We start from the raw sequence: 15,978 nt of genomic DNA, 5'->3' as shown, positions 1-15,978 counted from the left end.
CCACCTCTCGGTAGGGGATGTGAAGTGGCCCACATGTTGCCCGCGCGTGAACAAGCTGTCTCTCTTCCGCAACCAACGGACGTTGTGGTCCTTGTGGTCACCACCTAGCGTGTCGGCGTGACGAAGGTGCTGGTGGTGGACGACGACTTCATGGTCGCGAAGCTGCACAGCCGTTGTGTCTCCGCCGTGGACGGCTTCTCCGTGGTGGGAGTGGCGCACAACGGCGCGGAGGCGCTGCGCGCGGCGGACCGGCTGCGCCCGGACCTCGTGCTGCTCGACATCTTCCTGACCGACATGGACGGGATCAGCGTGCTGCGCGCGCTCCGCGGGACGGGGCTGGCCGTCGACGCCCTGTTCATCACGGCGGCACGGGACGCGGGGACGATCCGCTCGGCGCTGCGCGCGGGGGCGCTGCACTATCTGATCAAGCCCTTCCACCAGACCGCGCTGCAGGAGCAGCTGCGGCACGTGGCCTCGCTGCGCACCCGGCTGGACGCTCTGGACGAGGCGCGCCAGGAGGACGTGGACCAGATCTTCGGCACCCGTCCGCCCGGCTCGCGCGACCTCCCCAAGGGCCTCGCCGCCCCGACCGCGGAGCTGGTCGACGGCATCCTGCGGGCGCACCCGGAGGGCCTGTCGGCGACGGAGTGCGCACGGGAGGGCGCCCTGTCCCGGGTGAGCGCCCGGCGCTACCTGGAGCACTTCGCCGAGACGGGCCGCGCGGAGATCACGCTGCGGTACGGGGGGACGGGTCGCCCGGAGCGGCGCTACCGCCGACTGGGCTGAAGCGGCGGGGCGGTGCGCGCCGCTACCCCAGCGCCTCCGTGATCCTCTCGCGGGTCCCGCCCGGCAGGCAGGCGTCCGCCGCCAGCCCGGCCAGGACCGTCCGGCTCCCCGGCAGCTCGCATGTGGCGATGAGGGCCCCGACCGCCGCGTCGACGGCCATGCGACGCCGGACGTACAGTCCGGCGAGCCGGGGGAACCAGGGGGCGAGCGTGTCAAGATCGTCGACCATCAGCCCGCACCACACCAGCGCGTGCTCCACCACCCACGCCGTGATCCGCCGCGTCCAGACCTCCACGAAGTCCGTGGTGTCCAGCCCCCGCCGGGCGCACTCGGCCTCGACGGCGGCCAACTGCTCCACGGTGACGGTCGGAAGGCTGCGCACCGCCGACAGCAGGACGGCTCGGACGTCGACCCAGTCGGGCGGGAGGACACCGTCCGGTAGCCACGACTCATCCACCTCCACCGGCGGCTCCGCCACGTCGAGTCGCCGATCCGGCAGCCCGGCTTCGAGCACCGCCCGCGCGAGAGCGACCAGCTCGCCACTCTCCTCGGCGGGCCACGCCCCCCAGTCGAAGGGCAGCGTCCGCAACACGCGCGGCAGCAACGGCATGCCGGGGCCGGTCACAGGGGCCTCCCGGTCGTCGGTTCCCGCCCCTCCTTGCCTTCGCCCTGGCTTCCTGCGAACGACCGGTGCAGTGCCTGAGCGCGCACCAGCAAGGCCTGACGCAGCTGCCGCCGGCCACTCCCCCGCGTCTTGAGGGTGTGGCAGTTCGGGCAGAGCGCGATCATGCTCTCCGGCGTCCGTCGAGCTGGTGCGAGGTCCCCCACACGATGGATGAAGTCCGTGTCCGTCGCCACTCTCTGCGTCTCCTCTGCATGGTCCGCCCCACCGCCCATCCCAACACATGGCACTGACAACGCCCCTTGGTCCCGGCGAAGTCATCGTGTGGTGCGCTGACACGGCGGCAGCGACTCCTGGGTGAGCCGCCCGCATGCCCTTTCCCGGGCTCGGCGGTGTGTTCCTGAGCCGCCGCTTACAGGCCCCTTAAAGCGACCATAAGGATCACCGTCACCCCGTCCCGGCAGCCGGATTCGGCGTTCCCAGGGGCTAGCTTGCTGAGCGCCGGAGCAGGCGGGTCCGTGGACCGCGGCTGTTCCGCGGCCCCACTTCCCCCCTCGAAGGAGTTGCCCCGTCATGACCTCTCGTCGTCGTACGGTCGCCACCGTTCTCACGCTCGGCATCGCGCCCCTCGCGCTCGCCGGGATCGGCGCCGCGCCGGCCGTCGCGCACGGGTCGATGACCGATCCGGTGAGCCGGGTGTCCGCGTGCTACGCGGAGGGGCCGGAGAGCCCGAAGTCCGCCGCGTGCAAGGCGGCGGTGGCGGCGAGCGGGACGCAGGCGTTCTACGACTGGAACGCGGTGAACATCGCCAACGCGGCCGGCAAGCACCGTGAGCTGATCCCGGACGGCAAGCTGTGCAGCGCGGGCAACGACAAGTACCGCGGGCTGGACCTCGCGCGTGGCGACTGGCCGGCCAGCAACCTCGCCTCGGGCAAGCACACCTTCCGCTACAAGGGCACCGCCCCGCACAAGGGGTCGTTCGCGCTGTACGTCACCAAGGACGGCTACGACCCCACCAAGCCGCTGAAGTGGTCGGACCTGGAGGAGAAGCCGTTCGCGACGGTGACCGACCCGCGGATGGAGAACGGTGACTACGTCTTCGACGGAACCGTGCCGAGCAAGTCCGGCCGGCACCTGATCTACTCGGTCTGGCAGCGCTCCGACTCCCCCGAGGCGTTCTACACCTGCTCCGACGTCGTCTTCGGCAAGGACAACGGCAGCGCGGGCGGTGCCCCGGCGCCGACGGCGAGCGCGCCGACCGACGAGCAGATCGAGGACGGCACGGACGAGTCCTCGGTCGAGCACGGCGGGCACGGGGACGCCGACGCCGGGACGGGAGCGAAGGAGACCGCCGCGGCTCCGGCCGCCACGACGGACGCGGACGGCACGGAGGCCGGCACGGACCCGGCCGCCCCGGCCTCCGAGGAGCCCGCCGCGCCCAACGAGCCCGCCGCCGCCGGCTCCGGCGAGAACCTCGCCGAGACCGGAGGCGACTCGTCGACCGCGTACCTGGCGGCCGGTGGCGCCACGGTGCTGGCGCTGGGCGCGGCGCTGCTCTTCACCACGGTCCGCCGCAGGTCGCTGCCGGCGGGCCGACACAGCCGCTAGGGGCGTCTTGAGCCCTAGCCGATCACGGACAGACAGGTGGTCGGGGTCGCGTGAGCCGGGTCGAGGGCGTTGGTCACCTCGTGGAACGTCACCCGGTCCAGCGTCCCGATCGCCACGTGCTCGGAGAGGTCGAGGACGCACTTGTCCTGGATGACGATGTTGGTGACGTTCGGGCCGGAGAGGAACCCGGAGCGGTACGGCGTGACGACCTCGTCGTACTGGGTCGCGATGACCGTGTAGCGGACGCCCGGCACGGTGTCCCCGCCCGCGTTGAGGCGGGTGATGAACGGCGAGCCGGCCACCTGGTCGGCGAGTCCGGGGGTCTTGGCGTTGAGGAGGTCCTCCGCGCCGGGGAAGTACGGCAGCAGCTTGGTCAGGCCGAGCAGCGTGGTGCCGTGGTTGTCGGGGGCGATGCCGACGAGTGCGTTGACCTTGTCGGCGCCGCCGAGGAACTTCAGGTAGTGGCGCGGCATCATGCCGCCCTGCGAGTGCCCGACGAGGTCGGCCTCGGCGGCGCCGGTGGCGGCGAGGACCCGGTCCACGTACGCGTCGAGCTGTTCGGCCGACTTGTCGATCGGGCCGAGCCCGTGGAAGAAGGGCACGCCCGGCAGTTGGCCGTAGTCGAGCGAGAAGACGCAGTACCCGCGGTTGACCAGGTACGGGGCGAGGCCAAGCCAGTTGTCGACGGAGTTGCCGAACGTCCCGTGGACCAGGACGACCGGGCGGGGGTGGTCGGCGGAGGGCTTGCAGGCGAAGTCGTTCCAGCCCCGGCTGGGGGCGGCGGCGGCCTGGGCAGAAGCGGTGGGGGCGAGGGTGGCGGCGGCGGTCAGCAGCAGGACGGAGACAGCTCTGAGCGCGTGCTTCCAGGGCAGCATCGGGTGATCTCCTTGCGGCTCAAGGGGAGTGATGGATGCGTGGAGCCCTGCGGTCCGGACCACAAGTGGGGATGCTCTGCACTCAACAAGCTACGGACGGGTAGCCTTCACTGGGAAGTTACGCGTCGGTAAAAACTGACCTGTCGTCAATACGGCCGAACGCGCCACCCCGGAGACCGGTCCACCACCACCGCGGCCGATCCGGACCGCCGATCGTGTCGGGCCCCGGACCGCCGCCGGCACGGACCGGACCGCCGCCGTGCCCGTACGGCTCCGCCGCCCCGATCGCCCCTCAGGCCACCAGCGAGCCCGGCAGGACCGCTCTCGGGCCGAACTTCGCCCGGGCCCGGTCCGCCACCGCCTCGATCCGCCGGGCCTTCTCGTCCGCCGGGTCGAAGGAGAGCTGACGGGCCGTCCCCTCCGCCGCGGACAGCCCCTCCGCCCGGAGCGCGATCCCCCGCACCCGGGCGCGCTGCAGCCCGAACGACGCGTGCACCGTATAGGCGAGGGCGGTGAGCGCCGCCGAGTGCGCGGTCGGCTCGGACAGGGTCCGGGTCCGGCTGGTGACGGACCGGTCCGCGTAGCGCACGGTGACCGTCAGGGACCGGCACACCTGCCCCTCGGCCCGCATCCGGGCACCCAGCTCGTCGGCGAGCGAGAGCAGCGCCCTGCGGTGGGCGGCGTGGTCCAGCTCGTCGTGCGGGAAGGACCGTTCGGCCGCCGTCGAGCGGGAGACCGCGTTCGGGACGACGGGTGTGCGGTCGACGCCCCGCGCCCGCTCGGACAGGTCACGGCCGGCCTTCGCCCCGACGAGCCGCTGGAGGACGGCGAGCGGCGCGTCCGCGACCCGGCCGACGGAGTCGAGGCCGTAGCCGCAGAGCGTACGGGCGAGGGCGCGGCCGACCCCGTCGAGCGCGACGACCGGCCGGTCCCGGAGGAATGCGGCCGGGTCCTCGACGACCGGGGTGGTGCCGGGCAGGGCCTCGCGGGCCGCCATCCGGGCCAGCATCGGGTTCGGCCCGACCCCGATGGCGCAGTCGACCCCGTACAGGGCGAGCGCCCTGACCCGTACCACCGAGGCCAGTTCCGTCGGACTCCAGCCGAAGTAGCGCAGCGCGCCGCGCACGTCGGCGAGCAGGGTGTCGGGCGGGGCGGCCTCGACGACGGGGGTGAACTCGCCCAGCAGCGCGACCAGTCGGGGCAGCAGCGCTTCGTGCATCGGCGCGAGCCGGAACCGCACGCAGAGGATCATCCCGCGCTCCCCTGACTCTGGTGCCACAGCTTCCTCAGTTTCCTCGCCGCGGGCTGCGCGCCCTCGCCGGCCGGTTTCAGGTCCGCCCAGGGGTTCATCTCGTATCCGGTCCCCATCGTGATCCGGCGACCGTTGTCACCGGAGCCGGAGCCGGAGGACGTGGGCACGGGCTCCGCGAGCCGCGCGCCCACCGCCTCCAGGCCGCCCGCCGCCCGCAGTTCGACCAGCTCGGCGAGGTCCCAGGCCGCGGCCCCGACCACACTGAGGCTGCGGGGGCCGCGGCGCTGCACCACGCCCCGGACGAGCAGCAGCCAGGAGTGGAAGACGGTGTGCGCGCAGGCCTCGTGGGCGTCGTCGAAGAAGGCGAGGTCGACCAGGCCGGTCCCGTCGTCGAGCGTGCTGAAGATGACGCGCTTGCCGGAGCGGATCGGCGGGGTCTGGGTGGCCGCCTTGGCGCCCGCGACGAGCACGGTCGCGCCGTGCGGGGTCTCGCGCAGCCGCCGGGCGGAGACGACGCCGAGTTCGCGCAGGAAGGCGTCGTGGTCGCCCATCAGATGGCGTGAGGCATCCATGCCGAGCACGCCCAGCTCGGCGCTGAGCCGCTCGGACTCGTCGAGGTCGGGCAGGCCGACGGGGGCGGTCCTGCGGCCTTGGGCGAGCGGGAGCTGGCCGCCGTAGGAGGCGGCTCCGCGCTGGGTGCGGTGGAGTTCGGTCAGGTGCAGCAGCAGGTCGCGGCGGTTGGCGCCGAAGGCGTCCAGCGCGCCGACCTGCGCGAGCCGTTCGGCGACCGGCTTGCGGGGGCGGGCCCGCTCCCAGAAGTCGAGCAGCGAGGCGTAGGGCTGTTCCGCCGCGATCCGGGCGCTCTCCGCCTCGCTGATGCCGTGGACGTCGGCGAGCGCGAGCCGGAGCCCCCACACCTCGGGCGACTCGGACACCAGTTCGATCCGATGAGTGGCCGCGGACCGGTTCACGTCCAGCGGCAGTACCGGCACCCCGCGCCGGCGGGCGTCCGCGAGCAGCAGCCGTTTCGGGTACATCCCCGGATCGTGCGTGAGCAGCCCGGCGTAGAACGCGGCCGGGTGGTGCGCCTTGAGCCAGGCGGACTGGTAGGTCGGTACGGCGAAGGCCACCGCGTGCGCCTTGCAGAAGCCGTACGAGCCGAAGGCCTCCACGATCTCCCAGGTGCGGGCGACGACGTCGTCCTCGTAACCGCGCAGCGCGGCCTGCCGGGCGAACCAGAGCTTGATCCGGCCCTGCGACTCGGGGTGCGAGAGACCCCGTCGCACCTGGTCGGCCTCGCCGCGACCGCAGCCGGTCATGATCCGCACGATCTCGATGATCTGCTCGTGGAAGACGACGACGCCGTACGTCTCCTTCAGCGCCCCCTCCAGGTCCGGGTGCGGGTAGCGGACGGGTGCCCGGCCGTGGCGGGCCTCGATGAACGGGCGGACCATGTCGGCGGCGACCGGGCCGGGCCGGAAGAGCGAGATGTCGACGACGAGGTCGTGGAAGGTGGCGGGCTGGAGCCGGCCGACCAGGTCGCGCTGGCCGGGCGACTCGATCTGGAAGCAGCCGAGGGTCTCGGTGGACTGGATGAGCCGGTAGGTGGCCGGGTCCCCCGGCGGTACCCGCTCCGGGTCGTCGAGGTCGACCCGGGCGCCCGTCGCCCGCTCGACCTCGGCGACGGCGTGCGCCATCGCGGACTGCATCCGCACTCCGAGCACGTCGAGCTTGAGCAGCCCGAGGTCCTCGACGTCCTCCTTGTCGAACAGCGACATGGGGAACCCCTCGCCACTGGTGGGGACGACGGGGGTACGGGTGAGCAGCGAGGCGTCCGAGAGCAGCACCCCGCACGGATGCATGGCGATGCCGCGCGGCAGGGCGTCGAGGGCCTCGACCAGCTGCCAGAACCTCTCGTACCTCTCCCCGCCGCGCCGGACCTCCCCCGCGAGTTCGCGCAGCTCGGGGAGTTCGTCGAGGGCGGCGAGCGCGTCGCGGGCGCGGATGTGCGGAAACGCCTTGGCGATCCGGTCGGTCTCGGCCGGGTCCATGGACAGGGCGGCGCCCACGTCCCGTACGGCATGACGCACCCGGTAGGTCTCGGGCATGGAGACGGTGGCGACGCGCTCGGCGCCGAAGCGGTCGATGATCGCGCGGTAGACCTCCAGCCTGCGGGCGGACTCGACGTCGATGTCGATGTCGGGCAGGGCGGTGCGGTTCTTGGACAGGAAGCGCTCCATCAGCAGACCGTGCTCGACCGGGTCGGCGTGGGCGATGCCGAGGAGGTGGTTGACGAGGGAGCCGGCTCCGGACCCGCGGGCGGCGACCCGGATTCCCATCCGGCGCACGTCGTCGACGACCTGAGAGACCGTCAGGAAGTAGGTGGCGAAGCCGTGGTGGGCGATGATGTCGAGCTCGTGGCGCATCCGGTCCCAGTAGACCCGGTGGTCGCGGCGCCGGTCGTAGCCCCGCAGCACCATCCCCGCGGCGGCCCGGGAGGTGAGGACGCGCTGGGCGGTGCGGTGACCGGCGCCGACGAGCCGGGGCTCGGGGAAGTGGGCGGATCCCATGCCGAGGTCGTCCCGGGGGTCGAGCAGGCACGCCTCGGCGACCGTCCGGGTCTGTTCGAGCAGCCGGTACGCGGTGTCCCGGCGGAAACCGGCGGCCTCGACGATCCGCTCGGCGTCGGCCAGCATGGCGTCGGCGCCCTTGAGCCAGGACCGGCCGCTGTCGAGCTGCTTGCGCGGGTCGATGGGGACGAGGCGGCGGGCGGAGTCGAGGACGTCGGCGACGAGGCCCTGGCCGGGGTCGGCGTAGCGGACGGCGTTGGCGAGGACCGGGCGGACGCCCTGCTCGGCGGCGAAGCCGAGCGTACGGGCGGCGAGCCGCAGCGAGCCGGGGCCCGTGCCGGCGCGGTCGTGGTGGACGACCTCCAGCCGCAGCGCGTCGCCGTACCGCTCGCGCCAGGGGGCGAGCAGCCGGGCGGCCCGGTCGGGGCGGCCGGCGGCGAGGGCCCGGCCGACGTCGGAGTCGGGGCCGAGGAGCGCGAACAGGCCGTCGCCGTGGTTGGCGTCCCAGGGCAGCAGGGGCTGCCCGCCCCCGGCGTGGGCGGCGGTGATCATCCGGCAGAGGGCGGCCCAGCCCTCCCGGGAGCGGGCGAGCAGGACGGCCCGGGCCGCGGACTCGTCCACGAAGGCCCCGCCCCGTACGGGCACCCGCCGCGCGGAGGTCCGCACCTCTCCCGACCCGGGCCACCGCACACCCTCGGACGCTCCCGTACCGGACGGGGCGCGCCCGCGGCCGGCGCGGGAGCGTCCGGAGACGTCGTGGTCACCCGACCGGCCGGAGACGTCGTGGTCACCGGAGGGGGCGGTGGCGCCCACGACGCTCCGGCCGCGGGGGCCGGCCGGCGGTGTGGAGGCGGACGGATCCGCGCCGGCGCCACGACGGCCCGGGGAGGACGAGGAAGCCCCGGCCGAGGAGGGCGGGGATGACGCGACCGCGAGGTCGGCGCCGAACAGGGGACGGATGCCCGCCTTCTCGCACGCCTTCGCGAAGCGCACCACGCCCGCGACCGTGTCCCGGTCCGTGAGGGCGAGGGCGTCCATGCCGCGCTCCGCGGCCCGCTCGGCCAGCCGCTCGGGGTGCGAGGCGCCGTAGCGCAGGGAGAAGCCCGACGCGGTGTGCAGATGCGTGAATCCCGGCATGCGCACCTCCCGCATCGATTCGTACGTTTGTTCCCACCCCCCTCTTCCTCACCCTAGCTCATTTCGAACGCGCGTACGATACTGCGCGCACGTCAGCCATCCGGCCCCACCCCACCTGCGTGGACACCCCTCGCCCCGGAGCGTGGGGGCATGACTTTCGTCGATGAGCTGAAGAGTGCCGTCACGCCCCGAGCAGCCCTTCTCGTCGTCGGCGTCCTCGCCCTCCAGCTGCTGTTCATCGCCTCCTACGTCGGGGCGCTGCACGACCCGAAGCCGCGGGACGTGCCCTTCGGCGTGGTCGCGCCGCAGCAGGTCACGGCCCAGCTCGTCGGGCGGCTGGAGCGGCTCCCCGGCGAGCCGCTGGCCCCCCGGCCGGTCGCCGACGCGGACGAGGCCAGGCGCCAGATCATGAACCGGGACATCGACGGAGCCCTGCTGGTGGACCCGGCCGGGTCCACCGACACCCTGCTCGTCGCCTCCGGCGGCGGCACCGTACTGTCCTCCACCCTGGAGTCGCTCTTCACCACGGTCGAGGCGGCGAACCGGCGCACGGTCCGCACCGTCGACGTGGCCCCGGCCTCCCCCCAGGACTTCGACGGGCTCTCGGCGTTCTACCTGGTGGTCGGCTGGTGCGTCGGCGGCTACATCTGCGCCGCGATCCTGGCCATCAGCGCGGGCTCCCGGCCCGCGAACACCACACGCGCGGTCATCCGGCTCGGCACGCTCGCGGTCTACTCGGTGATCGGCGGACTCGGCGGCGCGATCATCGTCGGCCCGATCCTGGGCGCCCTGCCGGGCAGCGTCGCGGCCCTGTGGGGCCTGGGCACGCTGGTCGTCTTCGCCGTCGGGGCGGCGACCCTGGCCCTGCAGTCCGTCTTCGGCATCGTGGGCATCGGCCTGGCGATCCTGCTGATCGTGGTCGCGGGCAACCCGAGCGCGGGCGGCGCCTTCCCCCTGCCGATGCTGCCCCCCTTCTGGAACGCGATCGGCCCGGCCCTGCCACCGGGCGCGGGCACCTGGGTGGCCCGTTCGATCGCCTACTTCAAGGGCAACGACGTCACGGGCCCCCTGCTGGTCCTCTCCGCGTGGGCGGTCGCCGGCACCGCGATCACGCTCGTGACGGCCTCGCTGAAGCGGAGGCCGCCGGCGGAGCCGATCGCGCGGGAGGCGGGCGCGTAGAAGGCGGGCGGTCAGAAGGGCGGGCGAGCAGAAGGCGGGCGGCGGGCGGTCAGGAAGCGGAACGCAGGAAGCGGGCACGCAGGTCCGGTCGATCGGCGCGCGGGAGTGCCGCCGGGAACGACCGAGCCCCGGCCGCCCGAAGGGGCGGCCGGGGCTCGGTCACGGCAGACGGGTCACCGTCCGCCCGGCGTCATCCGAAGGACTTGATGCCGCTCCAGTTGACCGACAGGACGGTCTTGACCGCCGCGTTGGTGTTGGTCGTGGACGGGTAGTACACCTTCATCGTGCCGTCCGAGGCGTAACGGACCCACAGGTCGGGGATCCGGTCGCCGTTGACGTCGGGGATGCCGACGATCGCGGAGATGTTGGCCTCGGTCCAGTTCGTGCCGTACGAGACGTCGACGCCTCCGCGGGAGTTGGCCGCGACCATCAGCGAGTTGATGTCCACGCTGCCCGCCACCGGACCCGGCTTGCCGTACCGGAGGTAGATCGTGCCGGAGTCCAGGCTGCGCCAGAGCATGTCGGGCGTGTTGTCCAGGTCGATGTCCGCGACGTTGACGATCTCGCGGCGCTCCCACACGTCGGCGTTCATCAGGGTCGCCGTCTGGAAGGTGGCGCCGGTGTAACCGGACAGCGTCCAGAAGGCCGTGCCGGCCCGCAGGACCACGTCGGGCAGCTTGTCGCCGGTGATGTCGCCGACGGCCTTCATCTGCGTCCAGGTCGAGGGCGCCGGCGCGTTCGCGGGCAGCCGGATCCTGATCCGGTCGTCGACGTTGAAGGTGCCGTAGCCGTCACCCGGGTACAGCCAGAAGCCGCCGTCCGGGGTACGGGCGAACACGTCGGTCGTGCCGTCGCCGGGGTAGACGTCGCCGTACTTGCTGATCAGCGCGGCCTTGCCGGTGGCCGAGTCGTACCAGTGGCCCGCCGGGTGGAGCTTCTTGTCCGTGGTGTACGAGCCGGCCAGGCCGGCGTACAGCTCGCCGCCCGGGTAGCCGGGGTACGAGAACAGGTTGCCGTTGGCGTCGATGACGAGCAGGTCGGCGATGCCGTCGCCGCCCACGTCACCGGGACCGTCGGCGGTGTCGCGCGGCGGGACGTAGAAGTTGTAGTCCGTCCGCGCGCTGACGTTGCCGAGCGCGTCGAGGGCGAAGACGTGCAGCCAGTTCGGGCCGGCGTGCGGAGGGGTCAGGTCGGTCTTCGTGTACTCGCCGTTGACGGCGTTGACGTCGACGTAGTTGATGCCCTCGAAGCCGAAGCGGAACTTCGCCGCACCCGCCGACTTGAAGGTGATCGCACCGGTGCCGCCGAAGTTCACCGTGGCCCAGGTCGCACCGTCGGACGTGGCCTTCTTGAACACGGCGCTGGTGACGTCGGGCTGCGGCGGCGCGGTCGCGTCGATGGTGAGCCGGCAGGGCTCGGTGCCGGGCGGGAAGAACGTGGAGACGGCTCCGGTCGAGTCCTCGGCCCGCACGTCCCACGAGTACATCGTCTTGTCGTCCAGCGGGAAGGTGGCGGGGATCGTCACCGTGGCCGTACCGGAGGCGTTCGGGGTCGCCAGGTACTCGGTCGGCGTGCCACCGGTCTTCAGGAAGCGGAAGCGCAGCTTGGACAGGTTGCCGTCGGGGTCCTTGGCGTTCGCCGACAGGGTGATGTTGGTCTTGGCGACCGTCAGACCCCCGCCGGGGCCGGGCACGCAGTCGCCACCGGGCGACGTCGTGCCGGCCGTGGGCTCGGACGGCTTGGTGTTGTAGTCGACCTCGAACGTCGCCGAGGTGGCGCGGAACTTGCGCCAGGTCTGGGTGTCGGACTCGGAGGTGGCCCGCATGCCGAAGGTGATGTTCGACCAGCCGTTGTCGGCGGCCGTCTGGGCGGCGGCCTTCACGGTGGCGTTGTCGAAGATCTCGTAGTCATCGGGGCAGGAGCTGGAGGACCAGCCGTGCGCGAAGGACTTCTTCTGCAGCTGCGTGGTCCAGCTCGGCTGCGCGTTCCAGGTGGTGCCGGAGGAGATCGCGCCCGTCAGGTAGAACTGGAACTCACGGGTGGTGCACGACCACGAGTGGTTGTTGAGGACCTTGTACGAGGCCCTGGTGATCGTGGCGCCCTTGATGCTGGAGGAGAAGCCCATGCGCCAGAAGGAGCGGCCGAGGCCGCCGGTGTCCGACTCGTAGCCGACGCGGGCGTCGGAGGTGCCGGAGGAGAAGTTGGTGCCGTTCCAGAAGCTGCTGCTCGGGTACGGGCGGTAGGCCGTCGTCCACGCCTGCCAGCCCGAGTTGATGGTCGGGTCCACGAAGAGCGGGAACGTGACGTTCTTGTCGTCGAGGAGCTTGGTGGCAGCCACGTTCAGCGCGAGGCGGGCGGCACCGGTCCTGTCACCGTCGAGCTGGACCGGAAGCTGAGCGGACTTGGCGCCCGGCTCGATACCGGTCAGACCGGACAGCTTCAGCACGTCGGCCGGCGTGGCCGTGGCGGTCCGGTTGACGGTGCCCTCGGGCAGCTCGGGGTCGCGGCCGCTGGAGTCCCAGGCGAACGGCGTCGGGATCGAGCCGACCTCCTTGCCGCCCTTGTCCAGCACCAGGACACGGTGGGTCCTGGTGTCGTGCTGGAAGGTCGCGGTGGCGGAGCGCAGCCCGTACGAGACGGACGTGAGCGCCTCCTGCTTCGCGGCCTCCGGGGTCTTCACGATGAGGGCCTGGGCGAAGCCGCCTTCCTCACGTGCGACGAGCAGCAGGTCGACGCCGGGCATGACCTCGGAGTAGAGGGCACGGGGGCCGTCGAGCACCGGCTCGGGCAGGGTGCCGGGCCAGGTGTAGGCGATGGTGTGGCCGCCGAGGTCGACCTCGGCCAGCGTCGTCTCGCCGGGCTGCGGTGCGCGTGCGAACGAGCGGTCGGCCCGGGTCGCATCGGTGCTGCCGCTGGAGAAGCGGACCGGGACGGCCGGGTTGGCCGGCGCGATGCCGAGGCCGCGGGGGGCCTTCTTCGTCCGGGTCAGCTTGTTGTCGATCGGGGCCCACTGGCCCTTGGCGTTCTTGGCCCGCTGGGGCAGCGCGTGGATCCGGGTGCGCAACTGCCCGTTCGGCAGCGCCCAGGTGAGCTCGGTGGCGGTGGTCGCCGTGTCGACGAGCACCTGCTTGCGGGTACGTCGCGCCTCGGCCCTGGCGGCGGTCGCGTCGCGGGGGCCGGTCGAGGCCGGCTTCGCTTCGGTAGCCGAACCGCCATGGGCGGTGGGCGAGGCATCGGGTTGCCACCAGGGCAGCAACGAGGCGGTCAGAGCGGCCAGAACAAGGCCGAAAGTGCAGATCAGCCTGGTGCGCGTGCGCACGAAGGGGCTGAGAAAACGAGGCAGCGCAGTCACTGCGGTCTACTCCCGTGTGAACCAGGCGGATTGAGGACAGCACAGACAGCCCCGAACGGCAGGCCGCGGGGCAGAGGGCGGGCACACGATCACACACTCGCCACACGCCGTCCACACATGAGGATTTTATGAATCCGTTACCCGGAGGTGGGGTGGCCTTGACGTGCGATCAACAATGCGCTTACCTGCGGCATTTGCCCGGCCGTGGTGATGCAGTTGCTCCGAAATGACCGTTGCGCGTCGAAGATCACCCGTGGGGCTCTCTGGCCTGAACTCGACCGTGATCCAACTCACTCTACCCCCTCTGACCTCGCCTTTCTCCGTTTGTCATGCGAGGCGTTCATGACAGAGAGTGCGCACGCACGCGCCTGAGACAGGTGCGTGCTCTTTGGTGTTTCCGCACCTCGTCCGATGATCGATCTGCCTGGGTGGGAGTCAACGCGTATGCGTGCTTCAGGTCCACTGTCATGGCTGGGGCGGGGACGCCTCGCCATGACAGAGTCACAACGACGGCGCCGGCGGCGAAGCCGCGCGGCGATCGTCCTATTGCTGTCCTCGACGCTGACCGTGACGAGCCTGGGCGGGCAGGCGCTCGCCATCCCCGGCCCGGGCATGAGCCGCGAGCAGGAGAACGCGCAGGTCGACCTGCCGGACCTGCCCGAGGCCACGGAGGCCGACGGGGACTCGACCGCCGAGAAGGCGCTGACCCTGGCGCCCGAGGTCCCGGTCGACCCGTACGACCCCAAGAACACCACCCCGTGGACGCAGGGAACGGGATCCGCCGACCTGAGCACGGTGCCTGCGGGTGAGACGGTTCCCGTCTCCAACGGTCTGCCGGTCGCCCTCGGAGTTCCCCAGGGAACGGACCCGGCCGCTCTCGCCGGTCAGTGGACCGTCGACCTCACCGCCCCCGAGACGTCCCAGGACGCGGGCGTCTCCGGCCTGATCATGAAGGTCACGCCGCCGGCGACGGTCGACCCGGCCGCGCAGGTCTCGCTGAGCGTCGACACGACGGCGTTCGCCGACCTCTACGGTCCGCAGGCCGCCGACCGCTTCGGCCTGGTCCTGCTGCCCGAGTGCGTCATCTCCTCCCCCGACACCGGCGACTGCGCCGTCGAAGAGGGCGTGGAGACCATGGCGGGCAAGGACGACACCGAGTCGTTCGAGCGGCTGCGCAGCTCGGTCCAGGTGGTGGCTCCGAAGGACGCTCCCACCAGGACCACCGCGGCGAAGAACGCCAAGTCGCGCAAGATCCTCACCGGCTCCGTTCCGGTCGCCGACCTCCTCGGCGGAGAGACCGCCTCGACGGTCTCGGGCGCCTCGGCCCGCACCGCGGCGTTCTCCGCCGCGGACACCTCGGGCTCGCAGGTCATCGGCGCGATGGACACCGGCTCGTCCGTGCAGGGTGACTTCACCGCGTCCCCGCTGCTGTCGTCGGGTTCGTGGTCGGCGGGTTCCTCGTCGGGTGCCTTCACCTACTCGTACCAGGTGCAGAGCCCGGAGACCGCCGGCGGTCTGATGCCGAAGGTCGCGCTGTCCTACTCCTCGCAGTCCGTGGACGGCCGCACCTCGTCGACGAACAACCAGGCCTCCTGGATCGGTGACGGCTGGGACTACAACGCGGGCTCCATCACGCGCACGTATGTCAACTGCCGCCAGGACTCCAAGAAGGCCGGCTCCAACAACGCCACCCACAAGACCGCGGACCTCTGCTACGGCTCGGAGAACGCCACCCTCTCGCTCGGCGGCACGACCACCGAGCTGGTCTGGGACGAGTCCAAGGGCAAGTGGTTCACCGGCAACGGCGACGGCTCGAAGATCGAGCGGGTCAAGGACACCTCCACCGACCCGCGTTCCGGCATGAAGGACGCGGACGGCGAGTACTGGGTCGTCACCACCAAGGACGGCACGAAGTACCACTTCGGCCTGAACAAGCTGCCGGGCTGGTCGGACAACGGCACCGCCGCCGACGACCCGTACACCGACTCCGTCCTCGCGACGCCGGTCTACGGCAACCACGCCGGTGAGCCCTGCTACAAGGCCGGCGACTGGGCCCACTCCTACTGCAACCAGGCCTGGCGCTGGAACCTCGACTACGTCGAGGACGTCCACGGCAACGCGATGTCGCTGTGGTGGAAGCGCGACAGCAACTACTACGCGCGCAACTTCAACTTCAAGTCCCCGGTGGAGTACCACCGTGACGGCTACCTGTCCCACATCTACTACGGACAGCGCAAGGACTCGATCTTCTCGGCCACCGCGCCCGCGCGGATCGGTTTCGAGGTCAAGGAACGCTGCTACGACGTCGGCGCGGTGACCTGCACCGACACCAACTTCAAGTCGAAGAACCCGGGCGACTACCGGATCTGGTTCGACACCCCGGCCGACCTCCGCTGCGAGTCGGGCAAGAAGTGCTGGAACGCCGGACCGACGTTCTGGACCCGCAAGCGCCTGGACAAGATCACCACCTCCGCCCAGCGCCGCACCGACACCACCGCCCGCCAGGTCGTCGACGAGTACCAGCTCAACCAGAGCTTCGCGGAGCTGAAGACCGGCCCGAACACGGCCCTGTGGCTGGAGTCGATCCAGCGCACCGG

General features: G+C 71.8%; 8 protein-coding genes and 1 pseudogene. 4 read left to right on the top strand and 5 right to left on the bottom strand.

The window, feature by feature from the left end:
- Positions 1-117 precede the first annotated feature (117 nt).
- Complete coding sequence (locus ACGFZF_RS21145; RefSeq protein ID WP_393556229.1) at positions 118-786, top strand: response regulator; 669 nt, start codon at positions 118-120, stop codon at positions 784-786.
- A gap of 22 nt (positions 787-808) precedes the next feature.
- On the opposite strand, the gene ACGFZF_RS21140 is transcribed toward ACGFZF_RS21145, so the two are convergent.
- Positions 809-1,411, bottom strand: a complete 603-nt coding sequence (locus tag ACGFZF_RS21140) for a hypothetical protein (protein ID WP_393556227.1) — start codon at positions 1,409-1,411, stop codon at positions 809-811.
- 570 nt (positions 1,412-1,981) lie between these two features.
- On the opposite strand from ACGFZF_RS21140, the gene ACGFZF_RS21135 reads away from it, so the two are divergent.
- Complete coding sequence (locus ACGFZF_RS21135) at positions 1,982-3,016, top strand: lytic polysaccharide monooxygenase (protein ID WP_393556225.1); 1,035 nt, start codon at positions 1,982-1,984, stop codon at positions 3,014-3,016.
- Between the two features lie 14 nt (positions 3,017-3,030).
- Here the strand turns inward: ACGFZF_RS21135 and ACGFZF_RS21130 are convergent, their stop codons facing one another.
- From ACGFZF_RS21130 to ACGFZF_RS21120, 3 genes are all read right to left on the bottom strand, one after another.
- The gene (locus ACGFZF_RS21130) at positions 3,031-3,891 is read right to left on the bottom strand and encodes an esterase/lipase family protein (protein WP_393556223.1); all 861 of its coding nucleotides are present in this window, start codon (positions 3,889-3,891) and stop codon (positions 3,031-3,033) included.
- Positions 3,892-4,183: 292 nt separating this feature from the next.
- A complete protein-coding gene (locus ACGFZF_RS21125) occupies positions 4,184-5,143 on the bottom strand; it encodes a hypothetical protein (protein ID WP_393556221.1) in 960 nt (319 codons plus the stop codon).
- A complete protein-coding gene (locus ACGFZF_RS21120) occupies positions 5,140-8,850 on the bottom strand; it encodes a DNA polymerase III subunit alpha (protein ID WP_393556219.1) in 3,711 nt (1,236 codons plus the stop codon). Before ACGFZF_RS21120 ends, ACGFZF_RS21125 begins: the two co-directional genes overlap by 4 nt.
- A 150-nt stretch (positions 8,851-9,000) precedes the next feature.
- Here ACGFZF_RS21120 and ACGFZF_RS21115 point away from each other — a divergent pair, with 150 nt between their 5' ends.
- Positions 9,001-10,029, top strand: coding sequence for a DUF3533 domain-containing protein (locus ACGFZF_RS21115; RefSeq protein ID WP_393556217.1), 1,029 nt, complete (start codon positions 9,001-9,003; stop codon positions 10,027-10,029).
- A gap of 190 nt (positions 10,030-10,219) precedes the next feature.
- On the opposite strand, the gene ACGFZF_RS21110 is transcribed toward ACGFZF_RS21115, so the two are convergent.
- The gene (locus tag ACGFZF_RS21110) at positions 10,220-13,348 is read right to left on the bottom strand and encodes a hypothetical protein (RefSeq protein ID WP_393556215.1); all 3,129 of its coding nucleotides are present in this window, start codon (positions 13,346-13,348) and stop codon (positions 10,220-10,222) included.
- 525 nt (positions 13,349-13,873) lie between these two features.
- On the opposite strand from ACGFZF_RS21110, the pseudogene ACGFZF_RS21105 reads away from it, so the two are divergent.
- Positions 13,874-15,978, top strand: a pseudogene (locus tag ACGFZF_RS21105) (sugar-binding protein); the annotation flags it as partial.

Origin of the sequence: Streptomyces sp. NPDC048338 (assembly GCF_043201055.1) — a bacterium.
In the GTDB taxonomy this organism is placed as follows: domain Bacteria; phylum Actinomycetota; class Actinomycetes; order Streptomycetales; family Streptomycetaceae; genus Streptomyces.
This window is presented reverse-complemented; position numbering and strand designations above follow the sequence as displayed.